At 55.8% G+C, this 22,144-nt stretch carries 22 protein-coding genes and 1 pseudogene; 16 read left to right on the forward strand and 7 right to left on the reverse strand.

All coding sequences use genetic code 11. From position 1 onward, the window contains the following. Nucleotides 1-48: 48 nt before the first annotated feature. Nucleotides 49-1,632 carry an ABC transporter substrate-binding protein gene (locus tag Q0816_RS16880; RefSeq protein WP_298852721.1) on the reverse strand — a complete coding sequence of 528 codons (1,584 nt, stop codon included), beginning with the start codon at nucleotides 1,630-1,632 and terminating at the stop codon, nucleotides 49-51. Nucleotides 1,633-1,818: 186 nt separating this feature from the next. Between Q0816_RS16880 and Q0816_RS16885 the strand changes: the two genes are divergently transcribed. Both Q0816_RS16885 and Q0816_RS16890 read left to right on the forward strand, forming a co-directional pair. Next, the gene (locus tag Q0816_RS16885; protein WP_298852724.1) at nucleotides 1,819-2,730 is read left to right on the forward strand and encodes a LysR family transcriptional regulator; all 912 of its coding nucleotides are present in this window, start codon (nucleotides 1,819-1,821) and stop codon (nucleotides 2,728-2,730) included. A gap of 19 nt (nucleotides 2,731-2,749) precedes the next feature. After that, complete coding sequence (locus Q0816_RS16890; RefSeq protein WP_298852727.1) at nucleotides 2,750-3,709, forward strand: succinylglutamate desuccinylase/aspartoacylase family protein; 960 nt, start codon at nucleotides 2,750-2,752, stop codon at nucleotides 3,707-3,709. A 53-nt stretch (nucleotides 3,710-3,762) separates the two neighbouring features. Here Q0816_RS16890 and Q0816_RS16895 read toward each other — a convergent pair. After that, nucleotides 3,763-4,472: pseudogene (locus tag Q0816_RS16895) on the reverse strand (IS6 family transposase). Between the two features lie 182 nt (nucleotides 4,473-4,654). Here Q0816_RS16895 and Q0816_RS16900 point away from each other — a divergent pair. The 12 genes from Q0816_RS16900 (at nucleotide 4,655) to tnpA (ending at nucleotide 14,457) form a co-directional block, all read left to right on the forward strand. Continuing rightward, the gene (locus Q0816_RS16900) at nucleotides 4,655-5,224 is read left to right on the forward strand and encodes a flavodoxin family protein (RefSeq protein ID WP_298852728.1); all 570 of its coding nucleotides are present in this window, start codon (nucleotides 4,655-4,657) and stop codon (nucleotides 5,222-5,224) included. Continuing rightward, nucleotides 5,224-5,523: a putative quinol monooxygenase gene (locus Q0816_RS16905; RefSeq protein ID WP_298852733.1), complete on the forward strand. Its 300-nt coding sequence runs from the start codon at nucleotides 5,224-5,226 to the stop codon at nucleotides 5,521-5,523. The genes Q0816_RS16900 and Q0816_RS16905 overlap by 1 nt, the downstream gene beginning before the upstream one ends. A gap of 66 nt (nucleotides 5,524-5,589) precedes the next feature. Then, nucleotides 5,590-6,858, forward strand: a complete 1,269-nt coding sequence (locus Q0816_RS16910) for a substrate-binding domain-containing protein (protein ID WP_367180517.1) — start codon at nucleotides 5,590-5,592, stop codon at nucleotides 6,856-6,858. Nucleotides 6,859-6,869: 11 nt separating this feature from the next. Beyond that, nucleotides 6,870-7,514, forward strand: coding sequence for a hypothetical protein (locus tag Q0816_RS16915; protein ID WP_298852735.1), 645 nt, complete (start codon nucleotides 6,870-6,872; stop codon nucleotides 7,512-7,514). A 466-nt stretch (nucleotides 7,515-7,980) separates the two neighbouring features. Next, a complete protein-coding gene (locus Q0816_RS26090) occupies nucleotides 7,981-8,193 on the forward strand; it encodes a hypothetical protein (RefSeq protein ID WP_367180518.1) in 213 nt (70 codons plus the stop codon). A gap of 2 nt (nucleotides 8,194-8,195) precedes the next feature. Beyond that, nucleotides 8,196-8,828 carry a hypothetical protein gene (locus Q0816_RS16920; protein WP_367180519.1) on the forward strand — a complete coding sequence of 211 codons (633 nt, stop codon included), beginning with the start codon at nucleotides 8,196-8,198 and terminating at the stop codon, nucleotides 8,826-8,828. Nucleotides 8,829-8,976: 148 nt separating this feature from the next. Beyond that, a complete protein-coding gene (locus tag Q0816_RS16925; protein ID WP_298852737.1) occupies nucleotides 8,977-9,990 on the forward strand; it encodes a LacI family DNA-binding transcriptional regulator in 1,014 nt (337 codons plus the stop codon). A 179-nt stretch (nucleotides 9,991-10,169) separates the two neighbouring features. After that, a complete protein-coding gene (locus Q0816_RS16930; RefSeq protein ID WP_298852739.1) occupies nucleotides 10,170-11,048 on the forward strand; it encodes a shikimate dehydrogenase in 879 nt (292 codons plus the stop codon). Beyond that, complete coding sequence (locus Q0816_RS16935) at nucleotides 11,045-12,019, forward strand: TRAP transporter substrate-binding protein (RefSeq protein WP_298852741.1); 975 nt, start codon at nucleotides 11,045-11,047, stop codon at nucleotides 12,017-12,019. The genes Q0816_RS16930 and Q0816_RS16935 overlap by 4 nt, the downstream gene beginning before the upstream one ends. Before the next feature lie 59 nt (nucleotides 12,020-12,078). After that, the gene (locus Q0816_RS16940) at nucleotides 12,079-12,582 is read left to right on the forward strand and encodes a TRAP transporter small permease (protein ID WP_298852743.1); all 504 of its coding nucleotides are present in this window, start codon (nucleotides 12,079-12,081) and stop codon (nucleotides 12,580-12,582) included. A 9-nt stretch (nucleotides 12,583-12,591) separates the two neighbouring features. Further along, nucleotides 12,592-13,866 carry a TRAP transporter large permease gene (locus Q0816_RS16945; protein WP_298852745.1) on the forward strand — a complete coding sequence of 425 codons (1,275 nt, stop codon included), beginning with the start codon at nucleotides 12,592-12,594 and terminating at the stop codon, nucleotides 13,864-13,866. Between the two features lie 135 nt (nucleotides 13,867-14,001). Then, nucleotides 14,002-14,457 (forward strand): IS200/IS605 family transposase, encoded by a 456-nt coding sequence (tnpA, locus tag Q0816_RS16950; protein WP_298852747.1) that lies wholly within the window; start codon nucleotides 14,002-14,004, stop codon nucleotides 14,455-14,457. A gap of 173 nt (nucleotides 14,458-14,630) precedes the next feature. On the opposite strand, the gene Q0816_RS16955 is transcribed toward tnpA, so the two are convergent. From Q0816_RS16955 to Q0816_RS16975, 5 genes are all read right to left on the reverse strand, one after another. Next, a complete protein-coding gene (locus Q0816_RS16955) occupies nucleotides 14,631-15,746 on the reverse strand; it encodes an ABC transporter ATP-binding protein (RefSeq protein WP_298852750.1) in 1,116 nt (371 codons plus the stop codon). A gap of 3 nt (nucleotides 15,747-15,749) precedes the next feature. Continuing rightward, nucleotides 15,750-16,631 carry a carbohydrate ABC transporter permease gene (locus tag Q0816_RS16960; protein ID WP_298852752.1) on the reverse strand — a complete coding sequence of 294 codons (882 nt, stop codon included), beginning with the start codon at nucleotides 16,629-16,631 and terminating at the stop codon, nucleotides 15,750-15,752. Beyond that, complete coding sequence (locus Q0816_RS16965; protein ID WP_298852755.1) at nucleotides 16,631-17,548, reverse strand: carbohydrate ABC transporter permease; 918 nt, start codon at nucleotides 17,546-17,548, stop codon at nucleotides 16,631-16,633. Before Q0816_RS16965 ends, Q0816_RS16960 begins: the two co-directional genes overlap by 1 nt. Nucleotides 17,549-17,621: 73 nt before the next feature. After that, complete coding sequence (locus Q0816_RS16970; protein ID WP_298852757.1) at nucleotides 17,622-18,872, reverse strand: ABC transporter substrate-binding protein; 1,251 nt, start codon at nucleotides 18,870-18,872, stop codon at nucleotides 17,622-17,624. Nucleotides 18,873-19,038: 166 nt separating this feature from the next. After that, nucleotides 19,039-19,695, reverse strand: coding sequence for a TetR/AcrR family transcriptional regulator (locus Q0816_RS16975; protein ID WP_298852759.1), 657 nt, complete (start codon nucleotides 19,693-19,695; stop codon nucleotides 19,039-19,041). 276 nt (nucleotides 19,696-19,971) lie between these two features. Here Q0816_RS16975 and Q0816_RS16980 point away from each other — a divergent pair, with 276 nt between their 5' ends. Continuing rightward, nucleotides 19,972-21,078 (forward strand): sugar ABC transporter substrate-binding protein, encoded by a 1,107-nt coding sequence (locus Q0816_RS16980; RefSeq protein ID WP_298852761.1) that lies wholly within the window; start codon nucleotides 19,972-19,974, stop codon nucleotides 21,076-21,078. A 95-nt stretch (nucleotides 21,079-21,173) separates the two neighbouring features. Then, on the forward strand, nucleotides 21,174-22,139 hold the full coding sequence (locus Q0816_RS16985; RefSeq protein ID WP_298852762.1) for an ABC transporter permease: 966 nt from the start codon (nucleotides 21,174-21,176) through the stop codon (nucleotides 22,137-22,139). The last annotated feature ends 5 nt before the right edge of the window (nucleotides 22,140-22,144 follow it).

Raw genomic sequence — 22,144 nt, forward strand, 5'->3', positions numbered from 1 at the left:
GCTAAAACGAAAGGGCCGCTAATCGTCTGCGGCCCGTTTCAGAATTTGTCAGTCTTTTTTGACGCTCATCACAACCGTATACTCGTCTGTACGCGGGATGTAGGACAGGCCTTTGCGTGTACCCCAAGTGTTAACTTGGAAATGGGTCGGGATGATCGCCTGGGTCTCCATAGCCATTTCCGTGGCCTTGGCCAGAAGATCCTGCCGTTTTGCATCATCGACAGTGGCCAGCGCTTCCTCTATCACCGCGTCAATTGCCGCGTCGGAATGACGCCCGCGGTTGGAGGAACCGAACCCTTTTTCCTTGTCGAAGGTGTGGATCAAAGATTTTAGCGGTGAAGATGCCTCGCCCGATCCTGCACCCCAACCAACGAGGATAAAGCTGAATTCCGGAGTGCCTTCCGGTGAACCGGACGAAGCGCGTTTGAAGTAAACCGAGCGTGGCATGGTTTCGACCGACATCTGAATACCTACCCTGGTCAGCATCTGACCGATGGCCTCGGCGATCTTGGCGTCATTAATATAGCGGTCGTTAGGCCCATGGATCGTCATCTGGAAGCCGTCGCCATAGCCGGCCTCGGCCAGCAGTGCCTTGGCACCATCGGGATCATACGTTTCCGGTTGAAGGTTTTCGGAAACACCGAAGAAACCGCTTGGCATCAACTGCCCTGCCGGAATAGCGACACCTTCCATCACGTGTTCGACAATGGCATCACGGTTGATCGCTTTGCTGATCGCCTTGCGTACGCGCACATCCAGCAGCGGGTTCTTGATGTCGCTGCCATCCAGCGCCTTGATAAAGGGCGAGTTTTCGCGGAACTGATCCAAGTGCAGATAAATCACTCGGTTCGACGGCCCTTGGTGCAACTCAACCGCATCGTTGTTTCTGAGTGTGACAATATCGGTGGTCGGCACGCCGGAAATCACATCCACATCACCCGCCAGCAGCGCCGCGACACGAGATGGGTTCGAGGCGATAGGTCGGAACTCCACCTGGTCCCACTCTGCTGCGCCGTCCCAGTAGTTCGGGTTTTTCTTGAGTACGACCGACTCGCCTGGTGTGTAGCTTCCGAACATAAAAGGCCCTGTTCCGATGGCGGCCGCGCCGGAGTTGTAGTCGGCTGTGGCTGCACCACATCCAACTGAATCCGACACGATGGCCACGGTTGAAACATCATTCCCCATCAGCGGATAAGGGGTCTCGGTCTTGAAGTGGACGGTGTAGTCGTCAACCTTCACAACCGACTTGCCCTTTACGTAGGTCGCAAAGCTGGAGGGCGAATCGGGGACGTTCGGCGCCCGCTCGAACGAGCAAACAACGTCGTCGGCGTTAAAGTCGGTGCCATCGTGGAACTTGACGCCCTCGCGCAGCTTGAACTCCCATGTCAGATCGTCGATGGGTTTCCAGGACAGGGCCAGACCGGGGCTCAGCTGCTGACGTTCGTCTTGGCGGATTAGACGGTCGTAGATGTGCAGTAAAAGCGCGTTGTTCGGACCAACATTGTGAAAATAAGGGTCCATTGATGTTGTTTCCGAGGCGAGGCCGAAGGTCAGTTTTTCCGCCGAAGCCGGACTGGATCCGAAGGTGATCGCGCCTCCTGCCAAAGCCAGCAGTATAGTTGAGAATTTCATGTGAACATCTCCCTGATTTATTGGCGGTTTCCGATATTCTCGGTCGTCATGAGTAGTCTCTCGTTCAATTTGAGATGCTAGGCAGTAGCTTTTTCATTAACAACAGAAGAAGCTATGCAAAAATGCATAAAGCAATTCGCATTGGGTGGATGGTGATGATCGCAAAACACAGGGAGACTGCGCGGCATGGGCAAGCAACTGCATAGATTGAAGGAACTTGAATCGTTACGTGCGTTCGTGACCACCGGCACTACAATTGGTGCCGCGCAGCGATTGGGTATTTCGCAATCAGCTGTCAGTCGATGCTTGTCGCAACTTGAGGCGCGCGTCGGACGCTCGCTTTTTGTCAGGACTTCTGGACGAATTGAACCGACCGAGGAGGCACTTACGCTTGATGGGATGCTCGACCCTATCTTCAAGACGCTGGCGCAAATCGACGGATCCGTCTGGGCCGATCCGGCGGATCAGCCGCTCAAGCTAGTGGTCCCACCTACACTGGCGCATAATTTTGTAACCTCCAGACTCGCGGGGTTTCTCCAAAAAAACCCGTCAAAACAGATTCACTTAGACGTCCAGAGCACCGATGTCCTTGTGCTTGGCATTCTCGATCGGCGCTACGATTTGGGCATCACCACTGGCATGATCCACCACGCAGGCGTCCAACTGGTATCTTGGCGACGCTCTCAGATCATCTGTGCGATGCCGGAAGGCCATCGACTTGCCGCGCTGAACACGGTTAGTCCTGAGGATTTGGACGGGGAAAGAACCATTACACTGTCGCACCGTCTTGGAACACGCCCGCTGACAGACCGCATTCTCGCAAGATCTGGGGTGACCACCTATCCGGTAGCAGAGACCTCCACCAGCCTTGCTGCGCTGCAACTTGCGAAGGCCGGTCTGGGAGTGACATTGTTGAATCCGTTTCCGCTATTGACCGGTGTGTTTCCGGGCATCTGCGTGCGCCCTTTCGACGCCGATATCGTCTATGAATCGAGCTTCGTCATGCCTGCCGGGCGAACCCCGTCGGAAATTGCCCGTCAGTTCATGCGCTACGTCAAGCTGACGACTCCGCCTGATCCCTATTCCACTTCAATTTGACATATGTGAGAGAACCGCCATGCCGACCCCCAGTTCACCAAATGAATATCCCGTCGAGTTGACTCCTCCGGACATTTCTGCCTTTGAGGCTGGCAATACTGGCATCCCCTACGTTTGGCGTTTCGACAGCAACGTATCCGGCCCCAATACAATGATTTCGGCGATCATTCACGGCAATGAACCCAGTGGCGCCATCGCGCTGGAATGGATACTCAATAGCGACATTCGCCCCATTGCGGGCTCACTTACCTTGGCCTTCATGAATATCGAAGCCTACAATGCCTTCGACCCCAATGATCCCAATGCCAGTCGGTGGGTGGACGAGGACATGAACCGTGTCTGGGACAGTAGCGTGCTGGAGGGCGAACGCGACAGTATTGAGCTTCGGCGCGCACGCGAGGTGCGCCCGGCGCTGAAAGACATCGATTATTTGCTCGACATCCACACGATGCAGCACTATTCGCCGCCTTTGATGATGACCGGTAAGCACCAAAAGGCAAAGGCGTTAGCCGCGCAAGTAGGTGTTCCGGAACGCGTCGTGGGCGATTTTGGGCATGCCAATGGCCGTAGGATGCGCGACTATGGCGGATTTGATGACCCGGCTTCAGAAAAAACCGCATTGCTTATTGAATGTGGGCAGCACTGGTCTGCTGGTGCCGGAATCCTTGCCCGGGAATCCTCGATCCGTTTCCTCGCTGCCTTGGGGACAATTGACCTCGACCTAGTCGACCAATTTGCATTGCCCTCCGATGAACAACAATATTTCACGGTCGAAGAGGCGGTGACCATTCAGTCCGAGACAGGGTTCACCTTTGCCGAGGCTTTTTCGGGTGGCGAGATCATTCAGCGGGCCGGAACGCTGATCGGCTATGACGGCGACCGGGCAGTGACTACACCCTACGACGACATGATGTTGGTCATGCCATCACGCCGGTTGTGGAAAGGATTGACTGCTGTCCGGCTAGCGACGAGGGATTAAAGGGCATTGCCAACTTGTTTGCACGCGGCTGACGGCGGTCTGACCTGCGTCTGTCAGGCGGTCATTTCGAGAGCGTAACCGTCCCAGAGGCCGAAAGTCTCGGTTCTGGCGTGACGGTATGAGACGGTGGAGAGTTGATAGCGGCGGGGTCGATAGACGGTGTTGATCTGGTCGTGTGCGGCAAGGAACCTTTGCGCTTGCTTTGGCGACTTGAAGCTTCCCATGAGCTTTTCTCGCTTTCGAGTGAGTCTGTGTGATCCTTCGTCCGATAGTTCAACCCTTTGTGTGCTCGGTGATCCGCAATTGGCGCGAGATCGCGGATCGGCTTGAAATAGCTTCGCAACTTATCCGTGATCACAACACGGGGTTCGCCGAATTGCGAAATCAGCCGCTTCAGAAAGCGCCGGGCTGCCTTAGCACTCCGCCGTGGTTGGACGAGGATATCAAGAGTATCTCCGTTCGCATCCACGGCCCGCCAGAGCCAGTATTTCCGACCGTTGATCGGGATGACCACTTCGTCCAAATGCCATTTGTCGGCCGCGGCTGGCCGGTCACGCCTGATGCAATTCGCGAAATGGCCGCCAAAGCGGTTGACCCATTGCCGGATCGTTTCCCGGCTGACCGTCACACCGCGTTCCGCGAGTAGATCTTCAACATCCGCGGTGCTAAGCGCAAAGCGATGGTAGACCCAGACGGCATAAGCGATGATCTCGCGCGGAAAACGAAAGCCCTTCAGGCGCGGCATTGTGGGCAGTATCTTCATGCGTGAGCGGCAACCAGTTCAGAACGCGCATACAAGTTGGCAATGCCCTTTTTTGTCAGCATCTTACGTATTCATGTGAATATTCTCGCGAGTCCAAAATATGGGAAGTCTGACAGTTTATTGGGATTGAATGGATGATCTAAAAACGCTCCTTCTGAAGTTGCAACCAATGGGAGGACCAAATGGCTAAAATCCTGATTATCTACGACAGCGAAAGCGACCGTAAGTTCACGTCAACCGCCGTACCTTTTGTCAAGGAGGGAATCGAACAAGTCTCCGGCATGGAGATCCGCGTCAAACATGTCGATGAAGCTGAAACCGAAGACGTGTTCTGGGCCGACGGCATCGCGATAGGTTGTCCAACTCATCTTGGTGGCGTTTCATGGAAAATGAAGCAATGGTGGGACGAACGCACACCCGATATCTGGTTCAAGACCGACGGCAAATTCGCCGTACCCTTCACCTCGGCCGGTAGCCTTGGTGGGGGCGGCGAGCTGGCATGTATGGCGATGAGCATCATGATGATGAACATGGGCTATTTCGTCTTTGGCATCACTGACTACGTCGCCAAGAAAGAGAGTCTCCATTACGGTGCTGTCGTCGCGGGGGAACCTCGTGCCGATCCCGCCAAGGAAGTCTGTCGTCGCGCGGGTCGCCGCCTTGCTGAATGGGTTGGTTACTACATGGAAAGCCGTAAGGACCTGCACCCCCTGAAAGCTGAATACGAACGTTTCTGGGAGCTGGCAGACTAATGGGAAAAGCGAGACTACTTGTTGAACTGGATGTAACGCCAGATGAAGCGGACACGTTTGTGGAGATGTTCCGCGAAGAATTCATGACCCGTTCCCGTAAGGAAGCTGGGTGCGAACAATACGAATTGTGGCGTGAGGCAGACAATCCATCGCGAATGACCATCATCGAAGTGTGGTCTTCTGCCGAAGCCTTGGATCAGCATCTTGCAATGGACTGGTTCAGCGAATGGGCACCGCGCATGGAGGCCGCTCAGGCGACGCCACTCGTCGTACGAAAAATGGTATCCGTCGAAGACTGAAATCGCAGCTCCGTGTTTGTACCGCCCATCAATCGGGCCTAGTGTTGGCTATCACGGAGCTGGCCTTTGACACATTCACCCAACATTGAACGCATTGTCGCTATCCTATCCGCTTTTGATCACAAAAATCGGCCGTTGCAGCCAATGGATATTCTGACCCGCAGTGGAGTTGCTCGATCTACAGGCTTTGCGCTTTTGGCAGCGCTCACGAACAGAGGCTACTTGGAAAAGGTGGAGGGCGGCTACCGTCTTGGATCAGCGAGCCGAGATCTGCCTTTCGCGCCAATTGACCGCGTTGAGGATCGCGCAACTTTGCGCGCCGGTCCCCTGACCACGATCGCTGCGCCTGAAGGGTTGAAAATGCACCCTCAACTCTTCGACCTTGTTTCCTTGCCGCCCATCGGCTCCTCGCCACCATGGAAGATTGGGTTCGCCAATGCGTCGCGGTCAAACCCTTGGCGCGTGGCATTGGAACGCAGTGTGACGGAAAAACACGCTCGCCTCTCGCCGTGGATTTCGGACATCATTGTCAGGAATGCCGAAGACGATGCCGAACAGCAGGCGAGCCAACTTGAAGAGTTGGTTTCTCTCGGCATCGACGCTCTGGTCATCAGTGCATCGCCACAAACTAATCACAAGTTGACGTCCAGTTTGCGTCGATGCATGAAACGTGGCTTGCCTGTCGTCGCATTGGACCGCAGGCCTGTACGCGATGATTGCTACACCGTTTTTGTTACCGCGTCAGATGATCTGATTGGGCGGCTCAGTGCTATTTGGCTTTCCGAACATCTGAAGGGCGAAGGGAACGTATGGCTTTTGTCTGGCCTGCGTGGTGCAAGCCCAACAGAACGCAGGCTGAAAGCTGCATTGTCCGTGTTTGAAGAACTGCCCAATGTGGCCATCACTGCTCACCGCTATACGACATGGACGAGAGAAGGAGGGCGTTCCTCTATTGAAGAACTTCTGTCTAGATCTGATCAGATTCCGGATGGAGTCTGGTCGGATAGCGGCCTCCAGGGGCTGGGGTCAATCGACGCCTTTTTGACCGCCCGCGTACCAATTCCTCCCCATACTGGCGGCGACGTCAACGGTATCTATCGAGCTGCCTTGAAAAACCGGATTCCTCTGTGTGCGATCGACTATCCATCTTCGATGGGAGCCAAGGCAATTGATACAGCAATCGCTTTGCTTCGAGGTGAATCGACCACGCGGCGCATTGAAGCTCCTACGCCTGTCATCCTGACAAAGGGATATGAGACAAAAAACGTTAAGGCGGACATCTGGGCTGAAGATCACACGAGGTGGGACCTACCTGACGATGCGCTCTTGTCGTGAGAAAATGAAAGATGAGTGATCGCCAGCTCCCCCACCAAATCCAGAACAGTTATGATCGGGCGGTCGCCAGGTTTTCCGATCTGTTAGATGGTGCGAGCGCGGCAAAGGGTTCGAGTGTTAACCAGGTGTCCATTCGGGCCAAACTTCCAAGGAGTACCGCATACCGGCAATTTGAAACGTTGGAACAGCTCCGGATCACGAACCGAGCGCCAAGTGGGGACATCACACTCAGTGATTTGGGCTGGCGCATTGGGTTTTCGGCTTGGGGTTTTGGAGATGTCAGCCCGTTCGCTGCCGCCACTGTGCGCTATTTGAGAATCCAGTCTCGCAGGACGTCTTTCTTGGGTGTTCTGACCGACCGAAAATTGCAGGCTATCGCTTATTCGGCAAGTAGAGGTTTGAGCTTCCGTTCGCTGTCAGCTGGTGGGCAATACGTTGTCTCAACAAGCGGCGTGTTTGGGGGAAACACCTTCGAAGCCCAAGATCGTGACAGCAAGATGGAATTCCTTATACTGCAGGACATTGTAGAGCGCGAATTCGGGTCCTTGAGACTTGGGGTAATTGCACTTTCATCGAGCGACGCTCGTGAACTTGATGAACATGGTTTGCTAAGCGACACGGCGCACCGGCTTCGCGTTGCGTTGAGGCAAGAATGAGGGACAGCGAAAAGCGATGCAGATAGTCCAAGCTGAAGGTTTCTGGCGTTTCTTGCCGCTTGCTGTTGCCATCATCAACGTGGACACAATTCCTGCCCACAATGGCCTGGTTGCCCGCCTGGTAACGGTCTGAAGGCGTCCCGCTCTTGTGCTGCTCACATCGCTTGAATTCGGCTGCGGATTTTCCCTGTAAACATTCCGACTTGCGACGCACTGGCCAGCTATCTGCCTGTGAAGGTATTTTGGCTAGAAGGATGTTGTCGCCAGGTCAGGCGTGTCCGTTACAACAGCATCTTACGTGATGGCTGGCAAGGCCGTGTTTCCGGCAAGACCAGATATTTAGTCCTGAAGGCGGCAGATGGTCTTAGTTTCGTTCGAAATGCGGCCGCTGCAAACCTGCGTTCGGGCCAATCCAGAATGATCGGCGTTAGGATCTGAAGGTGTTGTCCATGACGGCGGTATTGCCATGGGCGGTGCCTTGGTCCAAAGCCCGTTCATCAAGGCCGTGGGCTTTACCGGATCCCAGCGCGGTGGACGCGCTTTGTTCGATCTGTGTGCGGCTCGCGAAGAACCGAACCCACTCTTTGGTGAGTTGGGGTCGGTAAACCCGATGTTCCTGCTGCCCGAGGCGTTGACGCTCGTGGTGCGGATATCGCGCGCGGCTGGGCGGCTTCGCTGACCATGGGAGCAGGGCAATTCTGCACCAATCCAGGGCTTGTTTTCCTGCCAGAGGGATCAGCGGCCAAAGTATTTTCTGCAGAAGCGGCGGCTGCGCTCGCGGATGCTTCAACGCAAACGATGCTGTCTGGTGGCATTGCGGACGACTTTTACGAAGGGCGCGACCGTATCGCATCCGTAGAGGGTGTGGAAACCGGATATGAGGGCATCGCGGAGCATCGCACTGCCAGCGCCTTCCTATATCGAGTGACTGTTGAAACCTTTGCTGTCAATCCCGCTTTGGCTCATGGGGTTTTTGGGCTTTTAGGAGTTGTTGTAGTGACCCAAAGCGTCAGTGACTTCGATGATCTGGCGCGTGCAATGATGGGGCAACTGACCGCGACAATCCATATGGATGGCGCGGACTTAGTTGCCGCGGCCAGATTGCTGCCGATCCTCGAACGCATGGCCGGGAGGTTTCTGTTCAATGGCTTCCCAATTGGTGTTAAGGTCACGGGCAGCATGGTTCACGGCGGACCATATCCCGCTTCGACGAATTTTGGGGCAACAAGCGTCGGAACATTGTCGATCCGGCGGTTCCTCAGGCCGGTTTGTTATCAGAATTCACCGGACCATCTGTTGCCTGATCAGACGTAGAGTGTTGGCAGGTTTGGACAGGAATGGTCTTGGCTGATCCTATCGGTTCCCGGTGCCGCACGCGGCGCACGATATTTGACGAAAGCCGCCTGGACGTTTAGGTCTTTCGTTTGCAAAGTCGAACAGGTTTGGTCTCAGGAAAGGCTTCGTGCAGTCACACGTCCCAAATACCAAGAAGATTGCCGAGTTGCTTGGCCTTTCGCGTGCCACCGTGTCGAATGTCATTAACGGAAAAGGCCGGGTCTCGAAGGAAACGCGCCGCCGTGTCGAAAAGCAACTGGCCGAGAGCGGTTATGTGCGTGATCAGGGCGCTGTTGCGCTGAAGACGGGGAAATCCCGGCTTGTCGGTGTCCTGGTTACGGACATTTCCAATCCATTTTATGGAAACGTCATCTCGGATCTCGAGTCATTTCTGTCGACTGCCGGGTATTCGACTATTCTCGGGCAATCCTATGACGACAAGACCCGGCAAGCCAAACTGCTGAGCGAGCTTGTCGGCACTGGTGTGGCGGGCCTTATTGTCAACCCCAGCAAAGGTTCCACTGCCCAGGATTTTGACATCCCGACCAAACGCCAGATTCCAACAGTCTTCTATGTGAGAGGCGTTGCCGGATCCTCGCTTCCGCTGGTCTCACTGGATGACAAAGCTGCCGGAGCGCTTTTGGCAGAGCACCTGCTGGCCGAGGGGTACCGCAGGATTGCCGTGATCGGTGGCTATCGGGGAACAAGCACGTTCCAGTATAGGCTGGAAGGTGTTGAGGGCGCGTTGAAAAAAATCGGGACGAAGCCCGCAGCCGTTTGCACAGGCCCGGTTTCGGAAGAATTCGGATTTGTGGAAATGCGTCGCCTGCTCGAAGAGGGCCCACATTTAGATGCGGTGATTGGCCACAACGATCTGGTTGCGTTTGGATGTCTGCGCGCGGTTCGCGATGCCGGCCGTATCCCCGGAATTGAAATCGGACTGGCCGGATTTGACAATCTCACCTTTGGGCGGGTTTGCGATCCGCCGCTGACAACTGTGGACGTGCGGCACCGAAAAATCGGTGTCGAGACAGGAAGGCTTCTGCTGAGCCAGATTGCGAATTGGCAACAGGAGTTACCCGTCAGCAAACTGGAGCCTGCCCTGGTGGTTCGAGGTTCGACAAGTAAAAAAAGTAACTGATTGGTTAATACCGCGGTTGACCGAATCACGCAACCTTGCTTACACGTGTAAGCAAGGGGGAATGCCATGCTACCTAATGCTAGTGACACATCGGGCCGGGGGGGCTGCAACGATCCTGTGTCCAAAGCAGGGTTTGGTTTGCCCGCGGGGAAATGCAGCCTCTCGATGGACCAATTCTGATGGACATCGAACAGACCAGCATATCTGTTTCGGGTGAAACACGTCTCGTTCTTGTGATCGGGCACCCCACGTCTCAAACCAAATCTCCGGCATTGATGAGCCTCAGGGCGGCGCAAGCCGGGAGCAATACCGTATTTGTACCGGCGGACATTCACCCCGCTGATCTCGGGGTCACCTTGGAAGGGCTTCGCCAACTGCGCAATCTGGCCGGTTTCGTTGTTACAATTCCACACAAGCCCACATTTCTTGAGCTTGTTGATGAGGTCTCAACGGCGGCCAAAGCTGTCGGAGCGATAAATGTTGTCCGGGTTGACCCGGATGGGCGTTGGATCGCGGACATTCTGGATGGGGAGGGGTTCGTACGCGGGCTGCAGGCGGCAGGCGTGGACCCCACTGATCGGAGTGTTCAGATTTTCGGAGGCGGAGGGGCAGGTGCCGCTGTTGCCTATGCGATTGCGCGGGCTGGTGCCGCTGATGTTCGGATTTCTGACATCGACGAGCATAAGGTTGCGGCTCTGGTCTCGCGTTTGTCCGGGTCGGGGATCCGCACAACATTCGCAGCAGGCGCGGAAAGCCTGCCGACTGCAGATATCGTCATCAATGCCTCACCTGTCGGAATGCACGGCAAGGGCGAGATACCGTTTGACGCCGATTTGCTGGAGCCCCGTCAAGTGGTGGCGGAGTTGGTCATGGAGCCTGCCGAAACCTCGCTTCTCAAGGCAGCGCGCGCTGCAGGATGCAAGACCGTGCCGGGGTATGCCACGCTGAACGGCCAGTCGGAAGCAATGATGGAATTTCTCAGGCTTCTGCCGACTGACGGAGGCACGGCAGGAATTTCCGAGACTTCAACCAGGGTTTCAAAGGAGGAGAACCTATGAACAGGAATGCCAGACTTGGTGTCTTTTCAGCGCTTGCGATTGTCGCGTCTTTGTGCGGCGCACAAGCGACCGAACTGACCGCGGCGCATGTGAACCCGCCCGGAGAGCCCTCAAACGTTGCGTTCGCGGAACTGGAAAAGTTGCTGAACGAGGGAACAACCGGCATCACCATGACCACCTTTCCACAAGGTCAGATCGGCGGTGAGAAGGACGCCATCGAGCAAGTGCAGTTCGGGGCACTCAGTATGACAACGGCGGCCAACGCCAATCTGTCCGCGTTTGCACCTAGTGCGGGGGTCTACGACATTCCGTTTCTGTTCCGCGATGCCGACACACATCCCTGGGCTGTTACTGATGGCGAGATCGGGGCTGAGATTGAGGCCAGGATCGAAGCGGAGGCGAATGTAGAGATTCTTGGTTGGTGGTCGGCGGGTATGCGGCATGTCTTTACCCGCGAAGAACCAGTCGAGTCGCTCGACGACCTGAAAGACCTCAAAGTCCGCGTCATTGGCAGCCCGGTTTACATCGATACGTTCAACGCCCTTGGTGCAAAGGCAACGCCGATGCCCTATGGCGAGGTCTACACGGGTCTGGCAACCGGCGCGATCGACGGCGCCGAGAACGACAGTTCAGGCTATCGAAACGTAAAGTTCTTCGAGCAGGCACCATATTATTCGCTGACGGGACATTTCTTCCTGTACAAGCCGGTCATCGCGAACAAGGACGCGCTTGCGGCGCTGACACCTGAACAGCGCGCCGAATTCGACGCCGCCTTTGCCAAGGTGACTGAATTGCAACGAGAGTTGTTCCGGACGAACTTTACATCCGATCTTGCTTGGCTGAAGGAGAACGGCGTCACAGTCATCGAGCCTGATCGCGCAGCCTTTATCGAAGCCGTAAAGCCAGTCGTGGATGAATACGCTGCGCAATACGGAGAGGAATTGGTGCAACGCATTATGAATGCGAAATAAAGCACCAGAACTCCGGGGCCGCTTCTCTCCCCAAGCGGCCCCGACCAAAGGAGCCATTCATGCGCAAAATGGTCAAAACTGTCGATGACTTCGCGTTTATGCTCGAAGGTGTCATCCTGTTCGTAGTGCTATGCGCTTTGGTCGTCATCCTGACCATGCAGGTATTGTTCAGGTTTTTTCTGAATCAGCCCCTGGACTTCACCGAGGAAATTGCGCGTCTGCTGTTTGCGTGGCTGGTGTTTGTTGGTGCGGCGCGCGCCATGCGCTTGTCACAGCATTTTCTTGTCGATGCTGTTTACAACGCTTTGCCCCGGACCGCGCGTAGCGTGGTGGGGTACATCGTCGATCTGGCCACGCTCGTATTTATCATGATGCTGATCTGGATTGGAACTCAGGCGTCGATCAAGGGTGCCGCGCAAATCATGCCGGTGCTTCAGGTCTCGAAATCCATGCAAACCATGGCGCTTCCGGTGGGCATGTTTCTTATGGCAATTCATGCAGTTGGCTTCCTCTTTCGCCGGCAGCATGTCGGCGACCCACAGGGTGATGCGTTTGTGGAATAGGGCTGTTCGATGATTACCTTCGTTCTTTTAGCGGTTTTTGCACTGCTGCTCATGCGGGCCCCGATTTTCGTTGCGCTCGGTTTGCCCGCATTGGGGTATCTTCACTTTAAAGGCGTGCCCTTTGCGCTGGCCCCTCAGAGGATGTTGGGAACGGTAAACGAATCCATCCTGCTGGCCGTGCCGATGTTTTTGCTGGCGGGCCGCCTGATGAACCTTTACGGCGCAACCGAGCGTATCTTTGACTTCGCCCAGGCGGTCATTGGCTGGATCAGGGGTGGGCTGGGCTATGTGTCGGTCGTTGCCTCGATGATATTTTCGGCGATGTCCGGCTCTGCCGCCGCAGATGCCGTGGGCGTGGGTACGATCACCGTCAAGGCCATGCGCGCGCGCGGTTACGATCCCAGTTTCGCCGCGGCCGTCACGCTTGGATCGGCCACTCTGTCGCCGGTCATTCCGCCATCGATCATAATGATCATCTATGGGGCAACGGCGAATGTATCGATCGGCAAGATGTTCATCGGCGGTATCGGTCCGGGGCTTTTGATGGGTATCTCGATGATGGCGCTGGTCTCGATCATCAGTTGGAAGCGCGGATACCCAAAAGGCGACCCGTTCTCGATTCGGCTGGTCATGCAGACCTTTTGGCGCGCCATTTTGGTTTTGCTGACCCCTGTCATCATCATTGGCGGAATTTTCTCAGGTATCCTGACCCCTACCGAGGCCTCGGTGACGGCTGTGGTCTACGTAATCCTGCTGGGGATCATCTACAGGATGATCAGCTTCAGGGCGTTCTACGGAGCGGTCGTCGGCACCGCCACGGCCGTTGGCGCATTGATGCTTGTCGTCTCCGTTTCCGGTCTTGATGCCTGGGTGATCGCCCGCGAGCAGGTGCCGATGATGCTGGCCAACAGCATGACCACTCTGGTCGACAGCAAAATCATGGTGATGATCCTGATCCTGGTTCTGGTGCTGATCCTCGGGTTCTTCATGGATGCCACGCCGGTTATCCTGATGCTCGTGCCCGCGATCATGCCATTGGTGACCGCGTATGAAATTGACCCGCTGCATCTGGGTGTTCTGTTTTGCATCGTCTGCGTGATCGGGCTGATCACCCCGCCGGTCGGCGTGGCGCTTTATGGCGTGGCGATGGTTTCAAAGCTGCCGATCGACAGAGTATTCTGGGCGACGTTGCCGTTCTTTTTCATGTTGATTGTATTGATAGGTGTCATGATCGCCGTGCCACAGATTATTACACTTTTGCCGAATTTTTTTATCACCAATTGATGGTGCCTCACGTTTGCCGCTGAGTTCTGCTCTGCACTCATCCTGTATAGCGTTGAAGGCACAGACCGGAGCGACGCCGAGCCCGGCAGGATTCTGCAGTTAGCTGTACAAATAGTCCTTCACGATTTGGCGAACATGGATCAAGCTCGCAATCGTACTCGTACCGAACAAGTCTACAGTTGCCTCGATTGCTCAGCCCTTCGCACAGCAATCTCTAGAGCGCTGGATCAGGTTCCGAATTGGTGGAAACTCGGCAATTCTCGGGGGGTGCGCCTGCGGGTGCGCGCCATCATCCGTCAGGTTGGCCACGAGAACGAAGTCGACATCTTGCGCGGGGTGTTGTCGAGCGACCACGTCCACGTGTTCGTGTCGGTGCCGCCGAAGATCGCCATCTCGGATCTGGTGCGCAAGATGAAGGGGCGTTCGTCTCACAAGGTACAACGGGAATTTCCCGCGCTGCGCAGGCGCTATTGGGGTCGCCGGTTCTGGGGCAGGGGGTATTTCTCAACCACCAACGGAGCCATTACCGAAGACATCGTGCTGCAATACCTCGAAAACCACATCGCCGATCCTACCGACGCCAGTCGGTAGTCGTTCAGTGACAGTTCATATTGCAGGGCACAAACGGCAAAAACGACGTAGTCGCGCAGCCCGCGCATCTGCCATCATCGCCGTAAGCGACATGCTCCGCAACGAAGCCTGTCTCGTCGAAAATGCTCCCTTAGTCCAAGTGCACGTAACGGTATCTTCGTGAGGAAGGTCTTCTACTGAATCCGATTTTCTGTTTCAGGGTCGAACACGACGGCCTTTTCCATGTTGAAGGCGAATTCGGCCTGTTGACCCGGTGAGACATCTGTGTCGGCTCGCATCCGAGCCACGCATTCGGCACCTCCGACGGTTGTCGCTACGAAAGTGTCTGAGCCGGCAGGCTCGGTTACGGTTACCGTGTTTCGGATGACCTCCACATGGGATGATCGCTGGTCGGCACCTTCGACATCCGTCAGCGCCTCGGACCGCACGCCCAGTATCACGTCTTTGCCGTCAAAGGCTTTCAACGCCTCCGAAGGCTCATAGAGAGCAAGGCGAAGGTCTTTACCCTGGTCATTTTGAGTCTTCGCATAGACCGAATTTCCGTCGACCTGTACAGTAACATTGATCAGGTTCATCGACGGAGAGCCCATGAATGTTGCCACAAACAGGTTGGCGGGCGTGTCATAAATTTCTTTCGGTGTGCCGAGTTGTTGAACATATCCACCATTCATAACGGCAATCCGGGTCGACAGTGTCATCGCCTCGATTTGGTCATGGGTGACGTAGACGATAGTTGTCCCGAGTTTTTGATGTAGTTTCTTGATCTCGGTGCGCATGTCGACGCGCAGTTTCGCGTCGAGATTCGAAAGGGGTTCGTCGAACAGGAACACATCCGGGTTGCGGACAAGGGCACGCCCCATGGCGACGCGCTGGCGCTGGCCACCGGACAGCTGGCCCGGTTTACGGTCCAGAAGCTGTTCGATCTGCAGCAGTCTTGCAACGTCGGCCATGGCTTTTTCACGCTCGGGTTTCGGTACGCCGTGCATCTCAAGCCCAAAAGTGATGTTCTGGCCCACTGTCATGTTGGGGTAGAGCGCATAAGACTGGAACACCATGGCAATGTTCCGGTTCGAAGGATGCACCCCGTTCATCACCGAATCCTTGATCCGGATATCACCGGATGTGATTTCTTCCAGTCCCGCGATCATGTTCAGCAATGTGGACTTGCCGCAGCCCGATGGCCCGACGAGCACCAGAAACTCGCCCTCTTCAACCGCGATGTTAACCCTGTGCAGCACCTCGACTGTGCCATATGATTTGGTGACGTTATTGATATCGAGAAAACCCATCGGTTACCCCTTAACAGAGCCGGCCATCAAGCCGCGGACGAAGTAACGTCCGGCGACGATATAGACGAGCAGGGTTGGCATGGCGGCAAGGATCGCTCCGGCGAAGTGGACGTTGTATTCCTTCACCCCGGTTGAGCTTTGCACGAGATTGTTCAGAGCGACTGTCATGGGGGCTCCGTCACCTGAGGCGAAGGAGGCACCGAACAGGAAGTCGTTCCAGATGTTGGTGAATTGCCAGATCACGCAGACCACGATGATCGGACCCGACGATGGCAGCAGGATACGCCAGAAAATCTGAAAGAACCCGGCCCCGTCGATTTGTGCCGCACGGACCAGTTCGGTTGGAAATGCGGCATAGTAGTTGCGGAAATACAGGGTCGAGAATCCGACGCCGTAAACCACGTGAACCAGCACCAACCCCGCAGTGCTGCCCGAAAGGCCCAGCTTGCCCAGAATGGCTGCCATCGGGATCAGAACGATCTGGAACGGAATGAAGCACGAGAATAGCATCAGCCCGAACAGGATCGTATCGCCCCGGAACCGCCATTTGGTCAGGATATAGCCATTGAGTGCACCCAGAGTTGTCGAGATGACCACAGCGGGCACCACCATGGAAATGGAGTTCCAGAAATACGGCTGTAGACCCGTGGGTTCGACGCCGATTTGTGCGGTGGACCATGCTTTGGCCCAGGGTTCCAGAGTGAAGGCAGTGGGCAGGGACATCATGCCTCCGCCGGTGATTTCTCCCAGCGGTTTGACCGAGTTCACAAGCATCACATATAGCGGCAGCATGTAGAACAGGACGAACAGGATCAGCACGACGTAGATCAGGGTGCGGGTGAAGCGACCCGTGCGGATGGCGGTGTCAGAGCTTGCAATCGCCATCACTTCTTCTCCTTCAGCTCTGCATAGAGATACGGGATCATGATGGCGGCAATGGTCATGAGCATGATCACGGCCGAGGATGCGCCGATCCCCATCTGGTTGCGGCTGAACGTGTAGGAATACATGAAGGTTGCGGGCAATTCGGTTGCCCGACCGGGTCCGCCTCCGGTCATTGCGATTACAAGGTCGAAAGTCTTGATCGCCAGATGCGCAAGGATCACGAAAGCTGACAGGAATGCGGGTCTGAGCTGCGGGATGATAATGCGACGATAGAGGTTCCAGTTGGACGCGCCGTCCATCTGCGCCGCCTTGAGGATTTCGTTGTCGATGCCGCGCAGGCCCGCCAGAAACATCGCCATGACAAAGCCGGACGTTTGCCAGACCGCCGCCAGAACGACGGTGTAGATCGCAAAATCACGGTCTTTGATCCAGTCGAACTCGAAACTGGTCAAGCCCCAGGTTTGCACGATGTTTTCAAGGCCGATGCCGGGATCCAGAAACCACTTCCATGCGGTGCCCGTCACGATAAAGCTCAGCGCCATCGGGTACAAGTAGAGCGGGCGAAGAAAGCCCTCGCCGCGGATTTTCTGATCTAGCAGAATGGCAAGCGTCAGGCCGATGATCGTGCACACCACGATGTAGAGACCGGCGAAGACCGCCATATTGGTCAGTGCAATTTCCCAATGGGACAGCCTGAACAGTTTTTCGTAGTTCGACAGCCCGATCAGGTCGAATGTGCGCTGCCCATCCTTGTCGACGAATGGCAGGATGCGGCTGTCGGTAAACGATACAAAGACGGTGAACAGGATGAACCCGTAAACAAACACCAACACCATGACCAGTGACGGTGACAGGACGAGTTTCGGAATCCAGTGTTGCAGACGGGTTTTGAAATCCGTCTCGGCAGCCGAAGCCATGACGTCCCTCCAGATGACGGTGAGAGCGATTTGAGTGGTTGTGAAGGGCGCCAAAGCCGCCCTTCACGTCAGATCACTTGGCGATCGACACCGCGTCGACGAGTTCTGTTACAGCAGTTTCACTGTCATATTCGCCATTGAAATGGGCGGTGACCACGTCATAAACAGCGTTCTTGACCGAAGCCGGAGCGGCATGACCATGCGCCATCGAACCGAACAGGTTGCCCGATGAGGCCGCAGCCGCCAGGTCTTTCATTCCCTGCTGGCCACATGCGTCCAGTTCACTGCCGTCAACGTCCGTCCGTGCAGGCACTGAACCTTTCACCTTGTTGAAGGCAATCTGGAACGAGGGCGACAGGATCGCGCTGGCCAGTGCGGCCTGTTCTGTCGAAACCGAACCTCCCTGATCGAACATCATGAACTGGTCAGCGTTGAACGTCACCTGATCCTGCGTGCCGGGGAAGCGGAAGCAGAGGAAATCCTCGCCCGGTGTTTTTCCTGCGTTGAGGAATTCACCCTTGGCCCAGTCCCCCATCATCTGAAAACCGGCTTCACCGTTGATGACCATCGCCGTCGCAAGGTTCCAGTCGCGGCCTGAGAAATTGTCATCTACGTTGTCGCGGATAAAGGCCATCCGGTCGAACGCTTCTTTCATGGTGTCCGATCCCAGCGCCTCTTCGTCAAGGTCGATGAAGGCGGCTTTGTAGAAATCGGGACCACCTGCAGACATCGCAACTGCGTCAAACACAGTGGCGTCTTGCCAGGCCTGGCCGCCATGTGCGATGGGCGTGATGCCTGCCGCCTTGAGAGTCTCGACAGCGGCGACGAAATCCTCCCATGTCTCAGGGACCGCGATGCCATTGGCATCCAGAACCGACTTGTTGGCCCAGACCCAGTTGGTCGAATGTACATTCACCGGGGCAGAGATCCATTTGCCGTCAACCTTTGCAAAGAACTGCAGCGCCTCGGGGACGACCTCATCCCAGCCTTCCTTGGCAGCAAGCTCGTTGAGATTGGCCAGCGCGCCCTGATTGCCCCAGTCCAGAATGTCGAATCCCAATGCCTGGACTGCAGTGGGTGGATCGCCTGCAGTGACCCGCGCGCGCAGCACGGTCATGGCCTCGGTCCCGCCACCACCGGCAACAGGCATGTCCTGCCAGCCAACGCCCTGGCCTTCGAGATCTTGTTTCAGAACATTAAGCGCGGCAGCTTCACCGCCCGAAGTCCACCAATGCAGAACCTCGACATCTTCAGCCTGAGCCGCCGTGACGGACAGCGCTATCGCCGCTGTCGTAAGCGTCAGCGTTTTGATTATCTTGTTCATGCCTTCCTCCCTGTTGGCATCATTGTAACCGTAAGGTTACAAAACATAGAAGGTCATACGCCGGGTGAGTCAAGTAATCGTCTCAAATTGGCCGTCATATGGAAATTCGTCTAAAGATTGAAGGGGTGGTATCGGATATCGGTGAATCCGAGTTTCACTCTCTGAATCATTTTGAAGCGTTTTGCTCAGCTTTAACAATTCTGAGAATGCTGTCCACATTGAAATCCAGCCGTTCCTCGAGGGCTTGTTCAGTCATCAGGTTCTTCCCGAACAGGTATGAGCCGGTGAATCGGTTGGTCAAATAGTAGTAGCCTATTGCCGCGATGGTGATGTTGAGCTGTGTGGCATCGATACCTTCACGAAACTCACCACTTTCCTGACCGCGTTTCAAAATGTCTTCGACCATACCCACAAGACCGTGCATGGTTTCGGGCAGGTTTGGCAGAGATTTGATGTGACGCGCCCGATGCAGGTTTTCGCTGTTCACCAGTGTAATGAACTCAGGGTTCTTGAGGTAGTATTTCCAGGTAAACCGGACCAGGGATTCCATCGCATCTGTCGGGGACAAGCTTTCCAGGTTCAGCTTGCGCTCGGCGCTACGGATATCCAGATAGGCCGCTTCCAGAACGGTGCGAAACAGATCTTCTTTGCTACCGAAATAATGGTACAACATCCGCTTGTTGGCATTTGCGCGTTCGGCGATTTCATCTACGCGTGCGCCACCCAGCCCATGCTTGGCGAATTCCTTCTTCGCGGCCTGAAGGATTCTTGCTTTGGTCGCCTCGGCATCTCGCTTTTTTTTGCTCTTGGTAATTTCGGTCACTGCTTAGTCCTCGGTTCAATCGTCAGCTGTCAGGTCTGAACTATTCACGAAACTGCCCAAATGGCTATTCCCGGTTGTGCCGACGATTCCCGTTAGGGCAATCGGTCGCGCCTATAGCATAAGTTCCCTGTTCTTAACACTTGACAGGCGCTTCCGTAAAGAAGTAACTAGTTAGTGCATTCGCGGTGTGCGGAAATGGCAAAGCTGGATTCGCACCAGGGGAGGGGCACAGTCCATTCACTTGGACCCGCATGCTGAACGTAATGGGAGGACAATATGTCATTTATCAAGAAGTTCATCGAGCAGGAGACGATCACCCGTCGCAACTTCCTGCTGGCGTCAGCTTATGGTGTCGGTGGTGCTGCTGCATCGAGCATGCTGGGCGGCATGGCGCGCGCGGCGATCACTGACCCGACAGTTGCTTGGTCGTACCGCAATCGAACCAACCCGTACTGGAACGAAATTGTTTCGGGCGGTGAGGCGTTTGTGGAAAGCCTCGGCAAGCCGAAGGATTTCCTGACGCACCTGATCAACGAAGGCTCGTCCGAAAAATCGCTGGCGGACGTCAAGGCGCTGCTGGCAAAGACCAATGGCGAACTGGCGCTGGCCATCGACACCAATGACGCGCCGAACGCCCGCCCGGTTGTCGAGGCCGTTGCAGAAGCCGGCGGGTATGTTTCGACTATCTGGAACAAGACTGACGATCTGCATCCGTGGGACTTTGGCGATCACTATGTCAGCCACATGACCTGGTCCGATGAAGGTCCGGCCGAGCAGACTGCGCGCATCCTGCTGGACGCCATGGGCGGCAGCGGTGGTGTTGTGCATCTGGGTGGTATCGCCTCGAACAACCCTGCAATTGAGCGTCTGGCCGGCCTGAAGACCGCCTTGAACGATTACCCGGATGTCGAACTTCTGGCAGCCGAACCTGCAGACTGGGACACCCAGAAAGCCAATCAGGTCATGAGCGCGTTCCTGACCCGGTACGGTGATGAGATCAAAGGCGTACACTGTGCCAACGATACCATCGCTTACGGTGTTCTGGAGGCTCTGCGGGCCGAAGGTATCGAGGATATGCCGATCGTATCCTATGACGGCAACCCGCAGGCGGTCGAACTGGTCGCCGAGGGCAAGATCCTCGCCACCGTCTTCACCAACCCGCACTGGGGTGGTGGTATCACTGCGGCGCTGGCCTACTACGCGGCCACCGGTCACTTCAAGCCGTCAGACGAACCGCATTCGAGCCGTGAGTTCTATGGCCCGACCATCATGATCCGTCCGGAAGACGCGCAGGCGTTCAAGGCCGAGTATCTGGACAGCGTTCCAGCCTATGACTGGAAGGATTTCTGGGGCCCGACCAACGGCCAGATTCAGTACAAATAAAGTCCCCAGCGGACCGGGCTATGCCCCGGTCCGTCAATCGAAGTCTGACCTTACCGGCAGACGACCTGAATAATTCACTCAGTGGGAGGAAGCACGTGAGCAATGTGCTGACACGGGATGTTCTGATCAAATGGGCGCCCTTGATCGTCCTTTTGATCCTCGTTCTGTCTTTTACCGTGATGGAGCCGCGTTTCTTTTCGCTGCGCAACTTTGCGCGGATCGGCATCTCGTCCACGCCGGCACTGATGGTCGCCATCGGCGTAACTTTCATCATCATCATGGGGTCGATTGACCTGTCGATGGAGGGCACTGTTTCCGTCTGCGCGGTTGCGTTTGCCTTTGCCTTTATCTGGCTTGGGGGCACATTGGCATCCTGGGCATGGCTGGCCCTACCGCTTGCATTGCTTGTCGGTGCCGCAATTGGACTGGTAAACGGACTTGTCCATGTCATTCTCAAGATTCCATCTTTCATGGCCTCTTTGGCCATGGGCTTTGTCGGCACCGGTTTTGCATTGCTGCTGACTGGCGGGGATCGGATCCGGGTCGAAGACGACCTGTTCCGCGCATTGCTGACCGAGCGCTGGTTCGGCTTTCCGATCATGTGTTACGTGGCGCTGCTGTTCCTGCTGATCGCTTGGTTCATCCAGTCGCGCACCACACTGGGGCGCAACTTCTATGCCGTGGGCGGCGGTGAAGAACTGGCTCATGCCTCGGGTCTGAATGTGAACCGTGTGCGGATCATGGGTTTTGCGCTTGCGGGTGTATTCTATGCGGTCGGTGCGCTGCTGGCCGTTGGGCGGATCGGGATCGCAGAAACCGCGACCGGTTCGAACTTCATGTTTGTCTCGATCACCTCGGTCGTCGTGGGCGGTACGGCTCTGTGGGGCGGGATCGGTGGTGTATGGAACACTTTGATCGGCGTCTTGATAGTGAACGTCATCAACAACGGTATGGTTGTGATTGGACTGCCGGGCTACGTGCAAGACGGTGTTCTGGGCGTTCTGGTCATTGCTGCGGTGGTTCTGTCGACCGACCGTAAATCCGTAACCTTCGTGAAATAGGGGCG

This window comes from uncultured Ruegeria sp. (assembly GCF_947497005.1).
Classification (GTDB): Bacteria; Pseudomonadota; Alphaproteobacteria; order Rhodobacterales; family Rhodobacteraceae; genus Ruegeria.

What these genes read in the sequence shown, in the direction of transcription:
- Q0816_RS16880 (WP_298852721.1), bottom strand. Translation starts at nt 1,632, where the DNA reads ATGAAATTCTCAACTATACTGCTGGCTTTGGCAGGAGGCGCGATCACC.
- Q0816_RS16885 (WP_298852724.1), top strand. Translation starts at nt 1,819, where the DNA reads ATGGGCAAGCAACTGCATAGATTGAAGGAACTTGAATCGTTACGTGCG.
- Q0816_RS16890 (WP_298852727.1), top strand. Translation starts at nt 2,750, where the DNA reads ATGCCGACCCCCAGTTCACCAAATGAATATCCCGTCGAGTTGACTCCT.
- Q0816_RS16900 (WP_298852728.1), top strand. Translation starts at nt 4,655, where the DNA reads ATGGCTAAAATCCTGATTATCTACGACAGCGAAAGCGACCGTAAGTTC.
- Q0816_RS16905 (WP_298852733.1), top strand. Translation starts at nt 5,224, where the DNA reads ATGGGAAAAGCGAGACTACTTGTTGAACTGGATGTAACGCCAGATGAA.
- Q0816_RS16915 (WP_298852735.1), top strand. Translation starts at nt 6,870, where the DNA reads ATGAGTGATCGCCAGCTCCCCCACCAAATCCAGAACAGTTATGATCGG.
- Q0816_RS26090 (WP_367180518.1), top strand. Translation starts at nt 7,981, where the DNA reads ATGGGCGGTGCCTTGGTCCAAAGCCCGTTCATCAAGGCCGTGGGCTTT.
- Q0816_RS16920 (WP_367180519.1), top strand. Translation starts at nt 8,196, where the DNA reads ATGGGAGCAGGGCAATTCTGCACCAATCCAGGGCTTGTTTTCCTGCCA.
- Q0816_RS16930 (WP_298852739.1), top strand. Translation starts at nt 10,170, where the DNA reads ATGGACATCGAACAGACCAGCATATCTGTTTCGGGTGAAACACGTCTC.
- Q0816_RS16935 (WP_298852741.1), top strand. Translation starts at nt 11,045, where the DNA reads ATGAACAGGAATGCCAGACTTGGTGTCTTTTCAGCGCTTGCGATTGTC.
- Q0816_RS16940 (WP_298852743.1), top strand. Translation starts at nt 12,079, where the DNA reads ATGCGCAAAATGGTCAAAACTGTCGATGACTTCGCGTTTATGCTCGAA.
- Q0816_RS16945 (WP_298852745.1), top strand. Translation starts at nt 12,592, where the DNA reads ATGATTACCTTCGTTCTTTTAGCGGTTTTTGCACTGCTGCTCATGCGG.
- tnpA (WP_298852747.1), top strand. Translation starts at nt 14,002, where the DNA reads ATGGATCAAGCTCGCAATCGTACTCGTACCGAACAAGTCTACAGTTGC.
- Q0816_RS16955 (WP_298852750.1), bottom strand. Translation starts at nt 15,746, where the DNA reads ATGGGTTTTCTCGATATCAATAACGTCACCAAATCATATGGCACAGTC.
- Q0816_RS16960 (WP_298852752.1), bottom strand. Translation starts at nt 16,631, where the DNA reads ATGGCGATTGCAAGCTCTGACACCGCCATCCGCACGGGTCGCTTCACC.
- Q0816_RS16965 (WP_298852755.1), bottom strand. Translation starts at nt 17,548, where the DNA reads ATGGCTTCGGCTGCCGAGACGGATTTCAAAACCCGTCTGCAACACTGG.
- Q0816_RS16970 (WP_298852757.1), bottom strand. Translation starts at nt 18,872, where the DNA reads ATGAACAAGATAATCAAAACGCTGACGCTTACGACAGCGGCGATAGCG.
- Q0816_RS16980 (WP_298852761.1), top strand. Translation starts at nt 19,972, where the DNA reads ATGTCATTTATCAAGAAGTTCATCGAGCAGGAGACGATCACCCGTCGC.